This is a genomic window from Oceanicaulis sp. UBA2681 (assembly GCF_002354675.1).
GTDB lineage: Bacteria > Pseudomonadota > Alphaproteobacteria > Caulobacterales > Maricaulaceae > Oceanicaulis > Oceanicaulis alexandrii.
Genome location: NZ_DEMB01000008.1, coordinates 278,212 through 297,600 on the forward strand (window position 1 = coordinate 278,212; position 19,389 = coordinate 297,600).

Annotated in this window: 20 protein-coding genes; 10 read left to right on the plus strand and 10 right to left on the minus strand. The window is 62.2% G+C overall.

Features of this window, described 5'->3' with window-relative positions:
- Positions 1-46 precede the first annotated feature (46 nt).
- From hemB to B3M53_RS06550, 3 genes are read left to right on the plus strand one after another with little or no spacing between them, the layout of a single operon-like run.
- Positions 47-1,033, plus strand: a complete 987-nt coding sequence (hemB, locus tag B3M53_RS06540) for a porphobilinogen synthase (protein WP_160091749.1) — start codon at positions 47-49, stop codon at positions 1,031-1,033.
- Positions 1,026-2,168 (plus strand): trans-sulfuration enzyme family protein, encoded by a 1,143-nt coding sequence (locus B3M53_RS06545; RefSeq protein WP_286799975.1) that lies wholly within the window; start codon positions 1,026-1,028, stop codon positions 2,166-2,168. The genes hemB and B3M53_RS06545 overlap by 8 nt, the downstream gene beginning before the upstream one ends.
- Positions 2,143-2,484, plus strand: a complete 342-nt coding sequence (locus B3M53_RS06550; protein ID WP_286799976.1) for a hypothetical protein — start codon at positions 2,143-2,145, stop codon at positions 2,482-2,484. The genes B3M53_RS06545 and B3M53_RS06550 overlap by 26 nt, the downstream gene beginning before the upstream one ends.
- Here B3M53_RS06550 and B3M53_RS06555 read toward each other — a convergent pair.
- The 5 genes from B3M53_RS06555 to B3M53_RS06575 are packed head-to-tail and all read right to left on the minus strand — an operon-like array spanning position 2,481 to position 5,866.
- On the minus strand, positions 2,481-3,113 hold the full coding sequence (locus B3M53_RS06555; protein ID WP_022702195.1) for a trimeric intracellular cation channel family protein: 633 nt from the start codon (positions 3,111-3,113) through the stop codon (positions 2,481-2,483). The genes B3M53_RS06550 and B3M53_RS06555 overlap by 4 nt on opposite strands.
- Positions 3,110-4,117 carry a TIGR00341 family protein gene (locus tag B3M53_RS06560; protein WP_022702194.1) on the minus strand — a complete coding sequence of 336 codons (1,008 nt, stop codon included), beginning with the start codon at positions 4,115-4,117 and terminating at the stop codon, positions 3,110-3,112. The genes B3M53_RS06555 and B3M53_RS06560 overlap by 4 nt, the downstream gene beginning before the upstream one ends.
- A 5-nt stretch (positions 4,118-4,122) precedes the next feature.
- Complete coding sequence (locus B3M53_RS06565; protein WP_286799977.1) at positions 4,123-4,992, minus strand: NAD(P)-dependent oxidoreductase; 870 nt, start codon at positions 4,990-4,992, stop codon at positions 4,123-4,125.
- Between the two features lies 1 nt (position 4,993).
- Positions 4,994-5,383 (minus strand): cupin domain-containing protein, encoded by a 390-nt coding sequence (locus tag B3M53_RS06570; protein ID WP_286799978.1) that lies wholly within the window; start codon positions 5,381-5,383, stop codon positions 4,994-4,996.
- 12 nt (positions 5,384-5,395) lie between these two features.
- On the minus strand, positions 5,396-5,866 hold the full coding sequence (locus B3M53_RS06575) for a flavin reductase family protein (RefSeq protein ID WP_022702191.1): 471 nt from the start codon (positions 5,864-5,866) through the stop codon (positions 5,396-5,398).
- A 78-nt stretch (positions 5,867-5,944) separates the two neighbouring features.
- On the opposite strand from B3M53_RS06575, the gene B3M53_RS06580 reads away from it, so the two are divergent.
- The 7 genes from B3M53_RS06580 (at position 5,945) to B3M53_RS06610 (ending at position 14,304) form a co-directional block, all read left to right on the plus strand.
- Entirely contained in the window at positions 5,945-6,862 is a 918-nt protein-coding gene (locus B3M53_RS06580) for a flagellar motor protein MotB (protein WP_022702190.1), read from the plus strand.
- Between the two features lie 120 nt (positions 6,863-6,982).
- Positions 6,983-8,815, plus strand: a complete 1,833-nt coding sequence (locus B3M53_RS06585) for an SLC13 family permease (RefSeq protein ID WP_028284841.1) — start codon at positions 6,983-6,985, stop codon at positions 8,813-8,815.
- Positions 8,816-8,852: 37 nt separating this feature from the next.
- Positions 8,853-9,599 (plus strand): arginyltransferase, encoded by a 747-nt coding sequence (locus tag B3M53_RS06590; RefSeq protein WP_286799980.1) that lies wholly within the window; start codon positions 8,853-8,855, stop codon positions 9,597-9,599.
- A gap of 65 nt (positions 9,600-9,664) precedes the next feature.
- On the plus strand, positions 9,665-10,786 hold the full coding sequence (locus tag B3M53_RS06595; protein WP_022702187.1) for a TRAP transporter substrate-binding protein: 1,122 nt from the start codon (positions 9,665-9,667) through the stop codon (positions 10,784-10,786).
- 3 nt (positions 10,787-10,789) lie between these two features.
- Positions 10,790-11,572, plus strand: a complete 783-nt coding sequence (locus tag B3M53_RS06600) for a TRAP transporter small permease subunit (protein WP_286799983.1) — start codon at positions 10,790-10,792, stop codon at positions 11,570-11,572.
- 10 nt (positions 11,573-11,582) lie between these two features.
- Complete coding sequence (locus tag B3M53_RS06605; RefSeq protein WP_286799985.1) at positions 11,583-13,157, plus strand: TRAP transporter large permease; 1,575 nt, start codon at positions 11,583-11,585, stop codon at positions 13,155-13,157.
- Complete coding sequence (locus B3M53_RS06610) at positions 13,150-14,304, plus strand: AI-2E family transporter (protein ID WP_286799986.1); 1,155 nt, start codon at positions 13,150-13,152, stop codon at positions 14,302-14,304. Before B3M53_RS06605 ends, B3M53_RS06610 begins: the two co-directional genes overlap by 8 nt.
- On the opposite strand, the gene B3M53_RS06615 is transcribed toward B3M53_RS06610, so the two are convergent.
- The 5 genes from B3M53_RS06615 to B3M53_RS06635 all read right to left on the minus strand — a co-directional run.
- The gene (locus B3M53_RS06615; RefSeq protein WP_286799987.1) at positions 14,301-15,311 is read right to left on the minus strand and encodes a M48 family metallopeptidase; all 1,011 of its coding nucleotides are present in this window, start codon (positions 15,309-15,311) and stop codon (positions 14,301-14,303) included. The genes B3M53_RS06610 and B3M53_RS06615 overlap by 4 nt on opposite strands.
- Before the next feature lie 30 nt (positions 15,312-15,341).
- The gene (locus tag B3M53_RS06620; RefSeq protein ID WP_286799989.1) at positions 15,342-15,902 is read right to left on the minus strand and encodes a LemA family protein; all 561 of its coding nucleotides are present in this window, start codon (positions 15,900-15,902) and stop codon (positions 15,342-15,344) included.
- A 108-nt stretch (positions 15,903-16,010) separates the two neighbouring features.
- Positions 16,011-18,251 (minus strand): DNA topoisomerase IV subunit A, encoded by a 2,241-nt coding sequence (gene parC / locus B3M53_RS06625; protein ID WP_286799990.1) that lies wholly within the window; start codon positions 18,249-18,251, stop codon positions 16,011-16,013.
- A gap of 110 nt (positions 18,252-18,361) precedes the next feature.
- Positions 18,362-19,090: a DNA repair protein RecO gene (gene recO, locus B3M53_RS06630; RefSeq protein WP_022702180.1), complete on the minus strand. Its 729-nt coding sequence runs from the start codon at positions 19,088-19,090 to the stop codon at positions 18,362-18,364.
- On the minus strand, positions 19,090-19,389 hold a 300-nt coding region (locus tag B3M53_RS06635; RefSeq protein ID WP_286799992.1), incomplete at its 5' end, for a KH domain-containing protein. The genes B3M53_RS06635 and recO, both read right to left, overlap by 1 nt.

Genomic DNA, 19,389 nt, shown 5'->3' on the forward strand with positions numbered 1-19,389 from the left:
ATGAAACGCGATGTGTTCTGATTTGCTGCAAGCGAGATAGACCAAGATGGCCGCTTTTCCCACCACCCGTATGCGCCGAATGCGCGCCAATGACTGGTCGCGCCGCCTGATGCGCGAGAACACATTGACGCCCAACGACCTGATCTGGACCCTGGTCGTCTCCGACACAGCCAATCCCACAGAGCCCGTCGCCTCCATGCCGGGCGTGGAGCGTCTCAGCGTCAAGGCCGCTGCCGACGCCGCCCGGCGGGCCCGCGATCTGGGCATTCCCGCCATCGCTGTCTTCCCGCATCTGGACCCGTCGCTCAAAGACGAGAACGGGCGCGAGGCGGACAATCCTGACGGTCTTGTGGCGCAAGCGATCAAGGCGATGAAAGACGCCGCGCCAGAGGTGGGAATCATTTGTGATGTCGCCCTCGACCCGTTCACCGATCACGGCCATGACGGGCTGATGGAGGACGGCGTCATCCTCAATGACGCAACCGTAGAGCGCCTGTGCAGCCAGGCGCTGATGCAGGCCGCGTCAGGCTGCGATGTGGTCGCGCCGTCCGACATGATGGACGGGCGAATCGGCGCGATCCGCGACGCGCTCGATTCCGAAGGCTTTCAGGACACGCTGATCATGTCCTACGCGGCGAAATACGCGTCCGCGTTCTACGGCCCCTATCGCGACGCGATCGGCAGCGCCAAGGCGCTGCAGGGCGACAAGAAGACCTATCAGATGGATCCCGCCAACACAGACGAAGCGATCCGCGAAGTCGCGCTCGACATCGACGAGGGCGCGGACATGGTGATGGTCAAACCCGGCCTGCCCTATCTCGACATTGTCGCCCGCGTGAAAGCGACCTTTGAAATGCCCACCTATGCGTTTCAGGTGTCGGGCGAATACGCGATGATCCAGGCCGCCGCCCAGAACGGCTGGATTGATGGCGAACGCGCCATGATGGAAAGCCTGCTGGCGTTCAAGCGCGCCGGCGCGGATGGCATTCTCACCTATTTTGCTCCTAAGGCGGCGGAACTGCTCAATGACTAAACGCCTCGAAACGCTCGCCGCCCAGGCCCTGCACCAGACGGACCTCGAAACTGGTGCGGTCATCCCGCCCATCCATCCCGCCACGACTTTCATGCGCGACGAGAAAAACGCGCTCGTCGGCGACATGGATTATCGTCGCCCCAAAGGACCAACCGAAGTGCAGGCCGCGAAGGTGCTGGCGGCGCTCGAAGGCGCGGCGGATGCGCGGCTGTTCAGCTCCGGCCTCGCCGCCATCGCAGCGATTCTGGACACGCTGCAGATTGGCGCACACGTGGTCGCTCAAACGGAGATGTATTATGGCGCGAAGAAACTGCTTCATCATCTCGCCGCCAAAGGGCTGATCTCCCTCACCTTCTTTGAACCCCATGACAAAGCGGGTTTGAAAAAGGCCGTGCAATCAGGGAAGACGGAGCTGGTCTGGATCGAGACGCCCGCCAATCCCAGCTGGGCGGTCGTTGATGTGGCGCATGCAGCCGAAGTCGCCCACGCCGCCGGCGCGATTCTGGCGGTGGACGGCACTTGCTCTCCGCCCTGCACCACGCGCGCGCTTGATCTGGGCGCAGACCTCGTCATGCATTCGGCGACCAAATATCTCAACGGTCATTCCGATGTTCTGATGGGCGCCGTGGTGACGAAGTCCCAGGACGAGCGCTGGGAGAAACTCTGCGCGGGTCACAGCCTGACTGGCGCGGTTCCAAGCGCGTTCGACAGCTGGTTGATGATGCGCGGCCTACGCACGCTCTTCGTTCGCTTTGAACGTCAGAGCGCGAACGCCCTCAAAGTCGCCGAGGCTATGAACGCCCATGACGCGGTCAGCCATGTGCTCTACCCGGGACTGGAAGATCATACCGGTCACGCCATCGCCGCCCGTCAGATGACGAACGGATTCGGCGGCCTGCTGTCTATCCGGCTCAAGGGCGGCCCGGAAGCGGCGCGCAAGCTCTGCGCGTCAACCAAGGTGTTCTTGCAAGCCACCTCCATTGGCGGTGTGGAAAGCCTGATCGAGCACAGAAAGCCCATTGAAGGCCCCAGCAGCCCGACGCCGGATAATCTGGTGCGACTGTCTTGTGGGATCGAAGCGGCGGACGACCTGATCGAGGATCTCAGTCTTGCTCTGGACCGCGTCGGAAATTAAACTCTGGGGCGAATACAATCGCCTGAGATCGCCTATGTATCGCTGTCCGCACTGTCGAGAATCCTTAGGCGCAACCGCCCTGCTCAACATGAATCCCAACACGCTGTCCGTCTGTAAGCATTGCGGACAGCGTTACGGATGGGACGTGTCAGGCTCGATGATGCTGTTGATGATCTTCATGGTCATCGCCAGCGTCATCGCACTGCTGATGACGATCTCGATCATGCCTGTCGTAATGGCAAGCCTCGCGATCCCGATCCTCATCGGAGTGTGCGGCTATCTCGCCTTGTGCGCCTTCCGCCCTGTCGCGCGTTAATCCACGCGCCCGATCGGCGGGATCGACCATTTGAAGATGATCGCGCAGCCCCGCAATATGAACGCCGCCAGCGCCGCGCCAACCGCCGCCGAGCCGGTGGGCACGCCGAACTCCAGCGCAGCCACGTACACTGCCGCGCCGAATAAGGCCGCCAGCGCATAAACGTCCGCTCGCAAGATCAGCGGCACGTCATTGACGATGATATCGCGCACCAGCCCGCCGAAGGCGGCGCTCATGACGCCGGTGACCAGCGCAATCGACCAGTGCGCCCCAGCCATCAAACCCGCCTGCGCGCCCAGCACGCAGAACACGGCAAGGCCTAGGCTGTCAGCCCAGATCAGGGCGCGATAGCGCGCGCCTTCCTCGCCGCGCACCAGTTCAGAGCCGTAATATCCGATCACGCCGCCTGCGAGCGCCAGGATCAGATAATGCGGCGCATCAATCCAGTAGACAGGAAGACGTCCAAGCAGAACATCGCGCAGCGTGCCGCCGCCCATGCCGGTGACCGCACCGATCACGGCAGCGCCGAACGGATCAAGATGCTTGCGCGCCGACAGAATGCCGCCTGACAGGGCGAAGACAAAGATGCCGATATAATTGAGGATGATGAAGACGAGCGTGACGTTCACAACTGCACGCCCTCACCACCCGTGGCGGCGAAATGGGCGGCGAGCGCCGACAACACCAGGATCATGATGATCCACACCCCGGCGTTCACATAGACCGAGCGCTTGGCCGAGCGTCGTTCCAGCCAGGTCCGCGGTCGCACGCCCTTGAAGTAATAGACCATCAGCGCGCTCAAATTGACCGCCACCACATTGATCGACAGCAAAAGCGTCGCCCGCCCCGCCAGATCCCAGGACCCGCTGCCGGCCAGAAGCCCCGCCGCAGACGCGGGCGGCAAGAGAGCCACCGCCACCATCACGCCCACAAGCGCCGCCGGCAAACCCGTGGCGATAGAGAGCGCCGCCGCGGCTCCGGCCGCCAGCGCAAGGGCGGCGGAGTCGGGCCCCACCACGGTTCGGCTCATCAATTCATTGGAATAGAGGTTCGGTTCATAGAACAGGCCGACCAGAAAGCTCAAAGCCAAACCAAGCGCCAGCCCCGCCACAGCGGTTCTGGCCGCTTTCAGCATCAAGGGCAAATCACCCAAAGCCGAACCGAAGGAGAACGCCAGGATCGGCCCAAGAAGCGGCGCGATCACCATAGCGCCGATGACGGCCGCCACATTGTCAGCCGACAGGCCAAAAACGACCACGACGGTTGAGAGCGCAGTCAGCATCAGGAAATCAGAGTTGATCTCCGCGCCTTTGGCGATGTCCTGGAACATCTCTTCACGCAAAGCCAGGCGACGTTTGACACGCGTCGCTTCATCCGGGTCTTCGTCAATGCGCGGCACGCTGGCTTCAATGGGAATAACGACCAGACGCCAGTTTTGTTCGCCTTCCATAATCGCCTGAACGGCGTCGATGGCCTTCTGGCCGTCGCCGTCGCGAAACGTCAGCCGCAACAAACGTTTGCCCTGAGCGTCCGGCTCGGTCAGGCGATGGTCCAGAGGCTCGGTCTTCAGCGTCGCCTTGAGGATCGGCTGAACCTTGTCTCCATCGGGCAGCGTAACTTCGATCAGACGCATCGCGCTCAGGTCCGCTCGGCGTTTTCAAGCCGGGCGATCAGGCTTGACGTGTCCCAGCGTCCGCCGCCCATGGCTTCGATCTCGGCGTAGAACTGGTCGACCAACGCCGCCGCGGGCAATCGAGCGCCATTGTTGCGCGCTTCATCCAGCGCGATGCGAAGATCCTTACGCATCCAGTTGACAGCAAAACCGAAATCAAACTCGCCATCGACCATGGTGCGCCAGCGGTTTTCCATTTGCCAGCTTTGCGCCGCGCCTTTGGAGACGGCTGAAATCACCGTCTCGGGGTCAAGTCCGGCGCTCTTGGCGAAGTGCAGCCCCTCGGCCAGCCCCTGCACCAGGCCGGCAATGCAGATCTGGTTGACCATCTTGGTCAATTGTCCGGCGCCGGCCGGCCCGGCATGCACCATGGCCTTGGCGTACGCGCCCATGATCGGCTCGGCCTTGGCGAAAACACTGTCATCACCGCCGCACATGATCGACAGCTGACCATTTTCCGCGCCGGCCTGACCGCCAGACACCGGCGCGTCCAGAAAGCCGATTTGCGAGGCCTTGGCTGTCTCATGAAGCTCGCGCGCCAAAGCCGCTGACGCCGTCGTGTGATCCACCAGCACCGCGCCCGCCTTCATGGCGGGAAGCGCGATCTCAGCGACCGCGCGCACATCCGGGTCATCGCCCAGGCACATCAGGACACAATCGGCGTCCGCCACGGCGTCGGCGATGCCGTGGCAAGCCTGTCCCTGATGCTGCTCAGCCCAGGTTTGCGCCTTGGCGGCGGTTCGGTTCCAGACCCTGACCGTGTGACCGGCTTTTGACAAATGCCCGGCCATGGGAAATCCCATCACGCCCAGACCCAAAAACGCGACATTCGCCATATTATGCTCCCCCAAGGCCGCTTCCAGCCAATTGCTCGTCCAGACTGCGCGTCTTGTCCGCCACCACATCGCCGGTGTGCTTGGTGGCGACCGGCTCAACCAGCATCACCCAGCATTCGTCTTCAGCCACAGGATTGTGACTGACGCCCTTCGGCACGACGTGCATGTCGCCTTCAGACAAGGTGACTGAGCCGTCTTCATAGTGCATTTCGAGCCGCCCCTTCACGATAAAGAACAACTCATCCTCATCCGCATGATCATGCCAGACAAATTCGCCCTTGAGCTTGGCCAGTTTGACGTACTGGTCATTTACCCGAGCGACGACCCGCGGCGACCAGTACTCGGAAATCTGGTCAAATTCAGCCTGCAGGCGTTTGACGTCCGCAATCATGTCCGCTGCTCCTCAAATTTTCGAATAGCCTGAGCGCACAAAGACCAGCGCTTCTGCGTCCCTGGGACGATCCGCGTTCAGAACCTCACCGAGAATGATCTCATGATCGCCTCCAGCAAAGACCTGATGCCGGCGACATTCAAACCGGGCGATCGCGTCTTCGAGCAAAGGCGCGCCATTGCTGGCGGGCGTCCAGCGTCCGCCATTGGCCTCCAGATCGTCTGAGCGCGCGCACGCTGTCGACAGCTCCGCCTGGTCCGCCGCCAGGATATTCACGGCGAAATCCTGCGCGTTCAGGAAGCGGTCATAGCGATGACTATCCTTGGCGAGCGACCATAAAATAAGAGGGGGATCGAGAGAGACCGACGAAAAGGAATTGATCGTCATCGCTCGCGCAGATCCGCCGTCCATGACCGTGATCAGGGCCACGCCTGTGGGGAATCGTCCCAGGCAATCGCGAAATTCGCGCTCAAAAAGTGACAAAATTCGCTCCTGATTCGTTTTGACAACGCAGATTTAACCCTGTTGCTCCAGAGTGTCCGCCACAAAAGCCGAAGGTGGATGGATATGAGTTCGGATCAACCGATCGTCATCAAGAAAGTCAAGAAGGGCGGCGGCCATGGGCACCATGGCGGCGCCTGGAAAGTCGCCTATGCCGATTTCGTGACGGCCATGATGGCGTTTTTTCTCATGATGTGGCTGATCAATAACACAGAACCTGAACAGCGACAGGGGATCGCGGACTATTTCGCACCTGCCAGCGTCAGCCGCACCACCTCCGGCTCCGGCGGCGTTCTGGGCGGCACCAGCTTTGGCGATGACGGCGCACGCGGCTCCGGTTCTTCCTCTGTCGTCGAACGCCTCGCGCCCCGCTCTGAACAGGATGTGTCTCGCGAACAGGAAGCCGATGAAGCGTCCGGCGCTGCCGGGGGCCAGCCGCAAGCCTCGACCGACGCACTCGCCAGCGCCCTCGCCCGTCGTGAAGCGGCGGAGTTCGCCAGCGCCGAGCAGTCCCTGCGTCAGGCCCTGCAAGACATGCCCGAGCTCGCAGAATTGTCGCGCCACGTCCTGATTGAAGAAACGCCTGAAGGCCTGCGCATCCAGCTGATCGACCAGGAAGGTCGTCCGATGTTTGAACCGGGCGCAATCGAACCCAACAGCCGGGCCCGCGTCTTGCTTCGGACGATCTCGGAGATTGTTCTGCGCTTGCCGAACCGCATCACCCTGTCCGGTCATACGGACGCCAGCCCGGCGCCGGTGGGCGGCCCGTCCAACTGGGAACTCTCAGCGGCCCGCGCCAACGCCGCGCTGAACATCATGGCGAACGCCGGCGTTCCAGATCACCGGATCGCGGAAGTCCGCGGCAAAGCCGGCGCTGAGCCGCTTTTTCCCGATGATCCCTATCTGCCAGGCAATCGCCGTCTGTCGATCACCTTGCTGCGTGAAGCGCCCGCCGTACCGCCCGGCCACTCGCTCTAGCCGAACGCAGAGGCGCTTCTAAAAGAGTCTCTGCGTACAGCGCTTCACGCTCGCATCACGCCGCAAAGGCGTTAACCTGCTCACTTTGGCGCGAATCCGCGCGGGGCATGAGTGACGGGCATGGACGACCTCTCCGTACTATCGGACTGGCGAATGTGGGCGGTTCTCGTCGGTGTTTGCGGGGCCATCGTTTTCTATTGCTGGGAAAAGTTCGCCCTCGAACTGGTCTCGGTGGTGATCCTGTGCGCGGCTTTGGTCTTCTTCGAGCTGTTCGGCGCCGAGGATGCGCCCACAGCGGCGGCTCTGCTGGCCGGATTCGCCAATCCAGCGCTGTTGACGATCATGGCGCTGCTGGTTGTGGGCCAGGGCATTTTCCATACCGGTGCGCTGGACGGCCCGACCCGCACCTTGCTGTCCATGTTCGACGTCCGGCCCAAGCTGACCATCGTGACGCTGTTCGCGCTGGTGTTTGGCGTCTCCGCCTTCATCAACAATACGCCCGTTGTGGTGATGTTCATTCCCATTCTGGGCGCCGTGGCGGCCCGGATGGGCGGCTCGGCTTCAGTGTTCATGATGCCGCTGAGCTTTGTGTGCATCTTCGCCGGCATGACGACGCTGATCGGCTCGTCCACCAATCTTCTGGTGGCTGACAGTCTGCTCGCGAGTACGGGTGAAACGCTGGGGTTTTTCCAACCGGCCAAAATGGGCGCCATGCTCTCGGTCGTTGGCATGATCTATATCGCTTTCATCATGCCCAAGCTGCTGCCTGAGCGTGAAGAATCTGAAGATGACAAGGCGGGCTCTCCAGGCAAGCAATATATCGCCCAAATCGAAGTGACGGCGGGTCATCCGCTGGTCGGCGCCAAGCCGGTGGCGGGCATGTTCACTGAGCTTGGCGACATCACCGTGCGGATGGTTCAGCGCAATGAAGACGCCTTCCTGCCGCCCTTTGACTCCATCGAGCTCAAACAAGGCGATCTGATCATCATCGCCGCCACTCGCAAAAAACTGACAGAGCTGTTGTCCAGCCGTGCGGAATTCGTCGAAGGCGTGCTGCGCTCAGCAGGTCCGGCGGATCTGCCCACGCGTGGCGAACGCCTGGCGTTGACCGAGGCTGTGGTTTCGCCAGGCTCGCGTCTGATTGGACGAACCGTGCGCCAGATCGGGTTCCGTCATGCCGTCGGCGCCATTGTTCTCGGTGTGCAGCGACGCTCGCGCATGATCCGCGCCAAGCTGGGGGAAATCCGTCTGGAGGCGGGCGATGTCTTGCTGCTGTTCGGGGGCGCTGACGCCATGCGCCGCCTGCGGGCGGATCGCGACGTTCTGTTGATGGATTGGGCGACCTCTGACCTGCCCGATATCCGCAAGGCCTCCATAGCGCGATTGATTCTGGGCGGTGTGGTCCTGGCCGCCTCCACAGGCGTATTGCCCATCGTCGCCGCATCCTTGATTGGCGCCGCGGCCATGATCGGCGCCGGGTGTCTCAATGTTCGTCAGGCGGCGCGCGCATTTGACCTCAAGCTCTATCTGCTGATCGGGTCAGCCTTTGCGCTGGGCACGGCGATGGAGGCCACGGGCGGCGCGACTGTGCTGGCCATGGGCGTTGTGCATGTCTTTTCGCCTCTGGGCACGACAGCGCTGGTCTCGGCCCTGTTCTTCCTGGTGATGGTGCTGACAAATGTGTTGTCCAACAACGCCACCGCCATTCTGTTCACGCCCATCGCCGTGACGGCGGCCAATTCAGTCGGCGCGGATCCAACCTTGTTCGCCCTGACCGTGCTGTTCGCCGCCAACACCTGTTTTGCAACGCCGATCGGCTATCAGACCAATCTTCTGGTCATGGGACCTGGCAAATACCGGTTTGCGGACTTCATCCGCGCCGGCGCGCCCCTCGCCGTTCTGATATGGCTTGCCTTCACCGTTTTGGTGGGCATCAGTTTCGCCCTGGCCTAGCTCAGGTTAGGATGACCGGACTTTAGCGTTTGAGAGGATGCTCGTGACTCGCCCGTTTGCGACCCGTCAATTGCCCTTCTTCCTGACGGCTCCCACTGCCTGCCCCTATCTGGAGGGCCGGATGGAGCGGAAGATCTTCACGCGTGTTGATGGCGACCAGACGGCGCATCTGAACAATATCCTCACTCATGCCGGCTTCAGACGGTCTCAATCCATTTTGTATCGTCCCGCGTGTGAGATGTGCTCGGCGTGCAAATCCGCTCGCATCCCGGTGTCTGAATTCAAACCCTCGCGCACACAGCGCCGCGTTCAGAAGCGAAACGCCGATCTGTTGCGCCTGCCCCGACCTGCTGAAGCGATGCCCGAACAATTCGCGCTGCTCAGCCGCTATCTCAACGCCCGTCATAGCGATGGCGATATGGCCGGCATGGATTTCTTCGACTTCGCGTCCATGATCGAAGACGGGGCCGAGCACACCGAGCTGGTCGAATATCGCGACGCACGCGGCCAGCTGATCGCCTGCGTCCTGGTGGACCGACTGATTGACGGCTTTTCTCTGGTGTACAGTTTTTTCGCGCCCGACCGCGCCAAGGACAGCCTCGGCGCTTTCATCATCCTCGATCACATCGAACGCGCACGCGCCGAAAATTTGCCGTTTGTCTATCTGGGATACTGGGTGCAAGGCAGTCCGAAAATGGACTACAAGGCTCATTATAAACCACTTGAAGTGCTTGAACCTGAAGGTTGGCGACCTTTGCAGCCGGCCTCGGACGCACAAGAGTGATCAAAAGCTGACATCACGGACAAGAGCTGAGCCATAATCAGTCTGTCCGGCCTGGGGAGGAATAGATGGATCGTCGCACATTTTTGTCCGGCGCCGCGGTTGTCGCCGCTGGCGCCGCATCGGCCTGTTCACAAGACACGGGCGCGGAAACCGCGCCTGCCGCACCGGCGGTGAATCGTAACCGCACGCGCCGCCTGCGCATGGTCACCACCTGGCCCACAGGGTTTCCGGGTCTTGGCTCTGCCGCCGAGCGCACGGCGCAATTCATCACCGAGATGACCGGCGGCGCGCTGGAAGTCGAGGTTTACGGCGCAGGTGAAATCGTCGGCGCGTTTGAAGTCTTTGACGCGGTCTCCAACGGCGTCGCGGACATGTATCACGGCGCTGAATATTACTGGCAGGGCCGCTCGCCCGCTTTCAACTTCTTCTGCGCCGTGCCTCTGGGCATGACCGCCCATGAAATCATGGCGTGGGTGGAATATGGCGGCGGTCAGCAATTGTGGGAGGAACTCTCCGGTCAGTTCGGTCTGATCGCCTTCCAGGCCGGCAATTCTGGCCATCAGATGGGCGGCTGGTTCAAGCGTGAAGTGAATACGCTGGAGGATTTCCGAGGCCTGCGCATGCGCATTCCGGGCCTGGGCGGCTCTGTCCTGCGCGAGCTGGGCGGCGCGGCGGTGGCCCTGTCAGGCGGCGAGATCTACCAGTCGCTTCAATCCGGCGCGATCGACGCGACCGAATGGGTCGGTCCCTGGAATGACCTCGCCTTCGGGTTCTACCGCGAAGCGCCCTATTATTACGGTCCGGGCTTTCATGAGCCGGGCTCGTCTCTGGCGGTCGGTCTTAATCGCGGCGTCTGGGATTCCCTGCCCGCAGATCAGCAAGCTGTCGTCCGCGCCGCCGCCCGCGCCGCGAACAATCAGTCGCTCGCTGAGTTCACCTATCAGAACGGTCTCGCCCTGCGCACACTGACCGGCGAGCATGGCGTGCAGCTGCGCGAGTTCTCGGACGACATCTGGCGGGAAGTGGGGCGCATTTCCGAAGCCGTGGTCGCCGACACCGCCAATGCGGATCCCTTGAGCCGCCGCGTCTATGAAAGCTATCGCGACGCAAGGCGTCTGGGTCGGGACTGGGCCAATGTGTCTGAAGCGCCCTATTACCAGAAACGTGAAATGGTGCTTGGCCGCTAGATCATGAAACTCGCTGATCGCCTTCTGCTCGCCGTGATCGCCGTCACGGCTGCGCTGCTTGTCGCCGACGCCCTGTCAGGGGGCGCGGTCGGCGCTGTGATGGATGGTCATATCAGCGCTGTCGCTGCGATCATTGGGCGTTTTCTGGGCTGGATCGGATGGGCGATAAGCCCGTTCCTGTTCATCGCCCTGTTGAGCGCGCTCTATGGACGGGTCATGGGCCTGCCAACCCCTGTTTCCAGGCTGTTGCGTCGGGCGATCATGGTCCTGGACGCCATCTCCGTCACGATTGGCGACATGGTGCGATGGGCGGCGCTGGCGCTTGTGCTGGTCACCGGGCTGATCGTGGTGCAGCGCTATGTGTTCGGCGTCTCGCTGACCAAGCTGCAGGAAAGCGTGATCTATCTGCACGCGATCCTCTTCCTGCTGTCGAGCGCGGCGACGCTCTATAATGGCGGGCATGTCCGGGTGGATATCGTCTATTCCAAACTCTCTGATCACGGCAAAGCCTGGACTGACCTTCTGGGCGTCTATCTCGCCCTCATCCCCATGTGCTGGCTGATCCTGATCACTGCGGAGAGCTATGTGGGGGGCGCCTGGCGCATCCTCGAACGATCCCGGGAAAGTGACGGCCTGCCGCTGGTCTTCTTGTTGAAAACCGCCATTCCCGTCTTCGCTGTCATGATGATCGGCCAGGGGTTCGCCATGGCCTCGCGCGCCGCGCTGACCCTGTCAGGCGAAACGCCGCCGCCATCAGGCCAAGATAATGCAGAACATGAGCTATAGAGACTAAATGATGGATTTAATTGTTAGTCTCCTGCCATTCGCCATGTTTGCGGCGGCCTTTGTCGCCTTGCTGCGAGGCTTTCCGGTTGCGTTCACACTGGCGGGTGTCGGACTCGCCTTCGCTCTCATCGGACTGGCGCTGGGCCTGTTTGATCCCTTCCATCTGCGCGCTTTCCCGCAGCGGATCTACGGCAACATCATGGAGATGGACAAAGCCATTCTGGTGGCGGTGCCGCTCTTTGTGTTCATGGGCGTGATGCTGGAAAAGTCCCGCATCGCCGAACAATTGCTCGACGCTATGGGCTCGTTGTTCGGCACATTGCGCGGCGGTCTGGGGATCTCAGTCGTCATCGTCGGCGCGCTGCTGGCCGCGTCCACCGGCATTGTCGGCGCGACCGTGGTGACGATGGGATTGCTGTCCCTGCCGACCATGCTCAAGCGCGGGTATTCGCCCTCGCTCGCCGCCGGCTCCATCGCGGCGGCTGGGACGCTGGGTCAGATCATTCCGCCATCCATCGTACTGGTGTTGCTGGGTGACCAGTTGTCGTCCGCCTATGCCGAGGCGCAACGGGCGCAGGGCATTTTCTCGCCTGACATCGTCTCGGTGGGCGACCTCTTCGCGGGCGCGCTGATCCCCGGCCTGCTGCTGGTGGCGGTGTATATCCTCTACCAGGTCGGCGTCGCGATTCTGCGCCCGAGCGCGTCTCCGGCGATCCCCCCTGAAGAAATCCACGCCGACTGGGGCAAGCTGCTCGGGGCCTTGATTCCGCCCCTCATCCTGATCATCGCCGTGCTCGGCTCGATCCTGGGCGGGCTCGCCACGCCCACCGAAGCGGCGGGCGTAGGGGCGCTGGGCGCGATCTTGCTGGCGGGCTATCGCAATAGCGGCGGTCAGGACAATCCGGCCTTCGGGCAAACCGTGATCGTCATCGGCTCGCTCACGCTGTTCATCTTGCTGTTGTCCCCCTTGGCGTTTGATCTGCGGGCGGGCGACAACCCGCTGGAGATGGGGCTCGCCTATGGGCTTTCCGCGGTCTCCGCCCTGGGCGTTATGATCGCCTGCATCCGCCTCTTCAGAACCGGCGTTCTGGATGAGGTCATGCGCTCCACCGCACAGATCTCGGCCATGGTCTTTGTCATCCTGATCGGCGCCAGCCTGTTCGCCCTGGTCTTCCGCGAGCTGGGCGGCGATCACACGGTGCGCGCTGCGCTCGAGGCCGCCCCCGGCGGTGCGACAGGCGCGCTGATCGTGGTGATGATCGTGATGTTCCTTCTGGGCTTCTTCCTGGATTTCATCGAGATCACCTTCGTGGTGGTGCCCATTGTCGCGCCTGTCCTGTTCATGATGGGGGTCGACCCGGTCTGGCTGGGCGTGATGATGGCGCTGAACCTGCAGACCAGCTTCCTGACGCCGCCTTTCGGTTTTGCGCTGTTCTATCTGCGCGGCGTCGCGCCGCCCACTCTGACCTCGGGCGCGATCTATCGGGGCGCTGCGCCTTTCGTCATAATTCAGCTCCTGATGATCGCTATGGTCGCACTGATGCCATGGCTGGCGACCGCGCTTCCGGGACTGCTGTATGACTGATCAGAATGATACCGACACATCCTCCAAGGGCAGCAATTTCTCTGCCCTGATGTCTGATCGCGAAGCCCTGCAGCGCCTGTTCATCGTGGTGCTTGCGCTCGGCATTTCGGTCATCTTCATCTGGATGATCCGCGGCTTTCTCAGCCCGCTCTTCATGGCGGCTGTGTTTGCGATGTTCCTGCATCCCGTCCACCGCTTCATGAGACGCGTTCTGTTCGGCTCCAGCTCCGCCGCAGCCGGCGTGGTGCTGCTCCTGGCTGTGGTGGTCGTGCTGATCCCGCTGGCCGCCATCCTGGTGATTGTCGCTGATCAAGCCGTGCAGGTGACCGGCGCTGTCGCGCCCTGGCTGCAAGAACAGATCGCCGCGATCCGCGAAGGCGGTCTTGAAGCCCTGCCCGCCTGGCTGCCCTTCCGCGAAAGCCTCGCGCCCTACCAGCAAGACATCACCAGTCAGGCCGCGCAGTTTGCGTCGAACGCCGGCGGTTGGATGGTGGACGCCTTGCGCCGGGCGACCTCGGGCACATTCGGAGCCTTTCTCAATCTGGTGGTGATGCTGTTCGCCTTGTTCTTCTTTCTGACCCAGGGGCCCCGCCTCGCAAGTCAGGGGCTGAAACTCATGCCCATGCCGTCTGAAGATCGCGACCTGCTGGTGGAGCGGGCCATGTCCACCATCCGCGCCACAGTGAAAGGCACCTTCGTCATCGCCATCATTCAAGGTGTTCTGACCGGCGCCGCGCTGGCGCTGGCGGAGGTTCCCGGCGCCTTGTTCCTGGCGACGCTCACCGCGGTCCTGTCGGTCATTCCCGGCATCGGCCCGCCGCTTGTCTGGGGGCCGGCGGGTCTGTGGCTGATCGCCAGCGGCCGGTATCTGGAAGGCGGCTTATTGATCGCCTGGGGCGCGCTGGTGGTGGGGTTGATCGACAACCTCTTGCGTCCGCGTCTTGTGGGGCAGGACGCCAAACTCCCCGATCTGATGATCCTGATCTCGACCTTGGGCGGGCTAACGCTGTTCGGGGCTGTCGGCCTGATCGTCGGACCGATGATCGCAGCGCTCTTCGCCTCGGTCTGGTATCTCTACGCCCAGTCCTATGCGCCCTTGCTGAATGAGGATCACCCCGAAGACCGCGTCGAACCCGATAGTGACTAGACAGACGGGATCGAGGTTTCACGCTGGCGGCGACGCCCGCCCGCATAGGTCTCCAGCGCCTCAATGCGTTTCTCGATCGGCGGATGGGTGGCGAAAAGACCGGCGAAGCTGACCTTGGTCTCATTCTCGATAAACATCTGACGCACCTCTTCGGGCGCGTCCTTGATCTCGCTACGGCCAGAGATTTTCTCCAGCGCCGAAATCATCGCGTCGGGATTTTTCGTCAGCTCCACCGCGCCGGCGTCGGCCATATATTCGCGCGACCGTGACAGCGCAAAGCGGATCACAAACGCCAAAGCATAAGTCACCGCCACGATCAGCGCCGCCACCAGCAAGATCACGCCCGCATTGCCCGATCGTCCGCGTCGTCCGCCGCCTGCGCGCGCCAGCGAGCCATGAAACAGGCCGCGCGCCGCAATCTCCACGGTGAAGGAGATGATCCCAACAAAAATCACCGCGATCACCAAGAGCCGGACATCGCGGTTGATCACATGGCTTAGTTCGTGGGCCAGCACCGCTTCCAGCTCTTGCGCGTTCAGCGTGTTCATCAGGCCGCGCGTAACGGTGATGACGGCTTTCTTTTCGCTCAGCCCGGACGCATAGGCGTTCAGCGCATCGGTCTCGATGATCCGCAAGGACGGCATCGGCATGCCGCGCGAAATCGTCAGGTTTTCAAGAAGATTATAAAGCTCGGGCTCATCAGCGCGGCTGACTTTGCGCGCGCCGGTCGCCGCATCAATCATCGCCTGATGGCCCAGCCAGGCGATGACGAACCAGACGGCCACGCCGATCATCACGAACGGAAAGGCGCGCAAGGTCAGATCCAGCGCCGGCCCCATCGCGCCGGCATAGGCGCCGGTTTTGGCGGGGGCGTCCGCATACCCGCTCCACACCAGAGCGGCCGCGAAAACGATGCCCAGAACAAGAACCGGAAATCCGGCCAGCAGCGCGATGGATTTGAGATTATTGTTCCAGATATGGGTGCGCAGGCCGGCGGCGGCGATCATGATGCGCCCTCCTCCAGCCTGCGCATGGCCCTAGAACTTTACGGACGGGCCGGCGTTGACGGCGGCGCGTTCATTGGCGGCGACTTCAAAGAAGTCCGCCTCATTAAAGCCAAAGGAATTGGCCAGCACCACGGCGGGGAATTGTTCGCGCGCGGTGTTATATTCGCTGACCGCATTGTTGAAGAAGCGGCGGGCGGCGGCGATCTTGTTCTCAAGATCAGCCAACTCGTTCTGCAGCGACAGGAAGTTCTCGTTCGCCTTCAGATCGGGATAGCTTTCCGACAGAGCGAAGAGCTGACGCAACGCGCCGGAGAGCACGTTTTCGGCGGCGGCCAGATCCTTGACCGAGCTCGCGTCCACGGCCTGCTGACGCGCCTTCACGACGCTTTCCAGCGTCTCTTTCTCATGGCTGGCATAGCCTTTGACGGTCTCAACCAGGTTGGGCACCAGATCATGGCGCTGCTTGAGCTGGACGTCGATATCACCCCACGCCTGACGAGTGGTTTGCCGAAGCGCCACCAGCCGGTTGTAGATCGTCATGACGAACAGGCCGATCAGAACGATCACACCGAAAGTAATCAGCAATTCCATGAAACGCTCCTTGATGGCGCTGAAGGGAAACCGGTTAAAGCCTTACTCCGATTGCGGGAGAACGCCAAGTGACAGCGCGGTGAAGGGCTTACGCCTCTTCGTTTGTGGTCACCGCCCGCCAAAGCTCTTATTGGAGAAGCCGCGCGGGGCGAGCTTGCCGGCGCTGGCGCGCTTGCCTTCATAATAGCGCCAATCCTCGACCAGATGACGGCGGCCGGCCGGATCAACACGGACCAGGCCTTCTTCGGCGTTAAAGATGCTGATATCGGCCACATCGCCGGACTTGCCGCCGAGCAGGCGCACGCCCTTGCCGCGCACCATTTCGGGGATCTCGTCGGCGTTGAAGACCAGAAGTTTCTTGTTCTCGCCCAGCACCGCGATGCGGTCGCCCGCAACCGGCAGCGCCATCATGGCTTTGTGCCCGTCGATCACATTGAGCACCTGACGCCCGGCGCGCTTGATGGCGGGCAGGTCTTTTTCCGCAACTACAAAGCCATGACCCGAGGTCGAAGCGAGCAGCAGCTTGCGGTCCGCCTTGTATTTGAACAGAGCGACGGGTTCCGCGCTCTCATCCATATCAATGAGCAAGCGCACCGGTTCGCCAAAGCCGCGCCCGCCGGGCAGCTTGGACGCGTCGAGCGTATAAACGCGCCCATCTGTGGTGAGCATCAGGATTTTGTCGGTGGTCTCCGCTTTCAGCGAGAACAACGTCTCGTCGCCATCCTTGTGCTTGATCCCGGTCACATCGTCGGTGTGGCCCTTCAGCGCCCGGATCCAGCCCATGCGCGACAGCACGATCGTGATCGGTTCGCGCGGGATCAACGCCTCTTCCACCATATCGGCGAAGTCTGCGTCCGGCGCGTCAGCGAAGGTCGTGCGGCGCTTGCCCAGCGGCGTGTTCGGGCCGAAGCGCTTCTTGACGTCAGCGACTTCGCTGTCGACTTTTTTCCATTGCAGGTCTTCATCGCCGATGAGGGCGGTCAGCTCGTCACGCTCGCCTTCAAGCCGGGTCTGCTCGTCGCGGATCTCCATCTCTTCAAGCTTGCGCAAGCTACGCAGGCGCATGTTGAGGATGGCTTCGGCCTGACGGTCGGTCAGCGAGAAGGTCGAGATCAGCTGGTCCTTGGGATGGTCCTCAAAGCGGATGATGCGGATCACTTCATCCAGATTGAGATAGGCGACCATGAAGCCCGACAGGACTTCCAGGCGGTCCTCCACCTGCTCCAGTCGGCGGGTGGCGCGGCGCACCACCACTTCGCGGCGGTGGTTGAGCCAGATCTGCAGCGCTTCTTTCAGCCCCACCACGCGCGGCGCGCCGGTCGGGTCGAGCACGTTGAGGTTCAGCGCGAAACGGATTTCGAGGTCGGTCAGCTTGAAGACGGATTCCATCAGCAAGGCCGGATCAATCGTCCGCGATTTCGGCTCCAGGATCAGGCGCACATCTTCCGCGCTTTCATCCATCACATCGGCCAGCAGCGGCAGCTTCTTCTGGTCAAGAAGCGAGGCGATGCGCTCGATCAGCTTGGCTTTCTGCACGAGATACGGGATTTCGGTGACCACGATCTGCCATTGACCGCGGCCCAGCTCCTCAACCTCCCAGCGGGCGCGCAGGCGGAAGCCGCCCCGGCCCGTCTCATAGGCGTCGAGGATGTTTTCGCGCGTCTCCACGCATACGCCGCCCGTGGGGAAGTCCGGGCCTTGCACGTAATTGAGCAGGGTTTCAGTGGCGGCGCCGGGCGTCTTGATCAGATGGCGTGCGGCGTCGCACAGCTCAGCGGCGTTATGGGGCGGGATATTGGTCGCCATGCCCACGGCGATGCCCGCCGAGCCATTGGCAAGCAGGTTTGGAAAGGCGGCGGGCAGAACCAGCGGTTCGCGGTCTTCGCCGTCATAGGTCTCGCGAAAATCGACCGTGCCGTCATCGTAATCCTGCAAGATCAGCTGGGCGGCTTCGGTCAGGCGCGCTTCGGTGTATCGCATGGCCGCGGCGCCGTCGCCGTCCACATTGCCGAAATTGCCCTGGCCTTCGACCAGCGGATAGCGCGAAGAGAAATCCTGCGCGAGACGCACCAGCGCTTCATAGACCGCCTGATCGCCATGCGGGTGAAAACGGCCGATCACGTCGCCGACCACACGCGCGCATTTCTTGAAGGCGGTGTCCGGCGCCAGTTTGAGAAGGCGCATGGCGTAGAGCAAGCGCCGGTGAACCGGCTTCAGGCCGTCGCGCGCATCGGGCAGCGCCCGCTGGGTGATGGTGGACAGGGCGTAGGCGAGATAACGCGAGGAGAGCGCGTCATTGAAGCTCTCATCAAAGATACGGCCGCCATCGCCCGGAAATTGCTCGCCCATCCAGATCCCCTCAGGTCACCTTGGTGATTCGATTGGGACCCAGTATGGAGCGGATCGCCTTGTCAGGGCAGGCCATGACGCAGGCTTTTCAACAGTTGAGCCGCAAGAGGTTACAGACGTCCTTCGCCCGCCAGCCGCTCGATCATGCGGGTTCGCGCGTCCGGCAGCATGCGGTCTGTCGGCCAGAGCACGCGGCGCTCGATGAAATGGGCGGTGAGTTTCAATCCCGCGCCCACATCGCCTTCTGAGATCGCGCCGCCACCCTTCATGAAATCGGGCAAAGCCAACATGCGGTCCTTATAGGGCGCGCCCGCCTCTGCGCTGACCGCCCGGCCCGATTTCGGGCTGACATAAACGAGATCGGTTTCAACGCCCGTGGCTGCGCAACGGCGCAAGTCCAGGCCGTATCCAAGATCAGACAGCAGCCCCGCCTCCCACCGCACATAAAGCGCGGGCCAGACATCGGGGTCCTCCAGCGCGGCGATCAGCACTTCAAAGGCGTTCGCGACCGCCGGATGCTCTTCGCGCTCCGGCAGACACAGGGACGCCATCGCGCAGGCGGCGTTGAGGCCTGACAGAGCCAAGGGATCATCCATGACGACGCCGGCTGACAGGTCTTCACCCTCGACCTGAAACCCGCCCAGATGGCTTTCAAGCCGGGCGCGCCAGACGGCCCGCACGCGGTTTCCCGGTTGAAGGATGGGGCGCATGGCGCGGGAGCGCCCGCCGCGCACTAGTCCGGCATGACGCCCATGCTCCGCCGTCAGAACCTCGATCACCGCGCTCGTCTCTCCATGAGGGCGAACGGCGACGATACGGCCTGAGGCGGTCCACTCCATCAGGCGTCGAAATCAAGTCCGAGCGCGTTGAAGCGGGCGCGCTCATCACCCCAGTTCGGACGAATCTTGACGAACAGGAACAGATGCACCTTGCGGCCCAGTTGTTCTTCCAGATCGGTGCGCGCGGCGGTGGACACCCATTTGATGGTCTGTCCGCCCTTGCCCAGGATCATCGGCTTGTGCGCTTCTCGCTCCACATAAACCGTCTGCTCGATCCGAACCGAACCGTCACGCTGGTCCTTCCAGCCTTCTGTCTCCACCGTCAGGGCGTAGGGCAGCTCGTCATGAACGCGCAGATA

What these genes read in the sequence shown, in the direction of transcription:
- parC (WP_286799990.1), bottom strand. Translation starts at nt 18,251, where the DNA reads ATGGGCGAGCAATTTCCGGGCGATGGCGGCCGTATCTTTGATGAGAGC.
- B3M53_RS06545 (WP_286799975.1), top strand. Translation starts at nt 1,026, where the DNA reads ATGACTAAACGCCTCGAAACGCTCGCCGCCCAGGCCCTGCACCAGACG.
- B3M53_RS06595 (WP_022702187.1), top strand. Translation starts at nt 9,665, where the DNA reads ATGGATCGTCGCACATTTTTGTCCGGCGCCGCGGTTGTCGCCGCTGGC.
- B3M53_RS06580 (WP_022702190.1), top strand. Translation starts at nt 5,945, where the DNA reads ATGGATATGAGTTCGGATCAACCGATCGTCATCAAGAAAGTCAAGAAG.
- hemB (WP_160091749.1), top strand. Translation starts at nt 47, where the DNA reads ATGGCCGCTTTTCCCACCACCCGTATGCGCCGAATGCGCGCCAATGAC.
- B3M53_RS06600 (WP_286799983.1), top strand. Translation starts at nt 10,790, where the DNA reads ATGAAACTCGCTGATCGCCTTCTGCTCGCCGTGATCGCCGTCACGGCT.
- B3M53_RS06615 (WP_286799987.1), bottom strand. Translation starts at nt 15,311, where the DNA reads ATGATCGCCGCCGCCGGCCTGCGCACCCATATCTGGAACAATAATCTC.
- B3M53_RS06610 (WP_286799986.1), top strand. Translation starts at nt 13,150, where the DNA reads ATGACTGATCAGAATGATACCGACACATCCTCCAAGGGCAGCAATTTC.
- B3M53_RS06620 (WP_286799989.1), bottom strand. Translation starts at nt 15,902, where the DNA reads ATGGAATTGCTGATTACTTTCGGTGTGATCGTTCTGATCGGCCTGTTC.
- B3M53_RS06560 (WP_022702194.1), bottom strand. Translation starts at nt 4,117, where the DNA reads ATGCGTCTGATCGAAGTTACGCTGCCCGATGGAGACAAGGTTCAGCCG.
- B3M53_RS06565 (WP_286799977.1), bottom strand. Translation starts at nt 4,992, where the DNA reads ATGGCGAATGTCGCGTTTTTGGGTCTGGGCGTGATGGGATTTCCCATG.
- B3M53_RS06585 (WP_028284841.1), top strand. Translation starts at nt 6,983, where the DNA reads ATGGACGACCTCTCCGTACTATCGGACTGGCGAATGTGGGCGGTTCTC.
- B3M53_RS06570 (WP_286799978.1), bottom strand. Translation starts at nt 5,383, where the DNA reads ATGATTGCGGACGTCAAACGCCTGCAGGCTGAATTTGACCAGATTTCC.
- recO (WP_022702180.1), bottom strand. Translation starts at nt 19,090, where the DNA reads ATGGAGTGGACCGCCTCAGGCCGTATCGTCGCCGTTCGCCCTCATGGA.
- B3M53_RS06605 (WP_286799985.1), top strand. Translation starts at nt 11,583, where the DNA reads ATGGATTTAATTGTTAGTCTCCTGCCATTCGCCATGTTTGCGGCGGCC.
- B3M53_RS06590 (WP_286799980.1), top strand. Translation starts at nt 8,853, where the DNA reads ATGCTCGTGACTCGCCCGTTTGCGACCCGTCAATTGCCCTTCTTCCTG.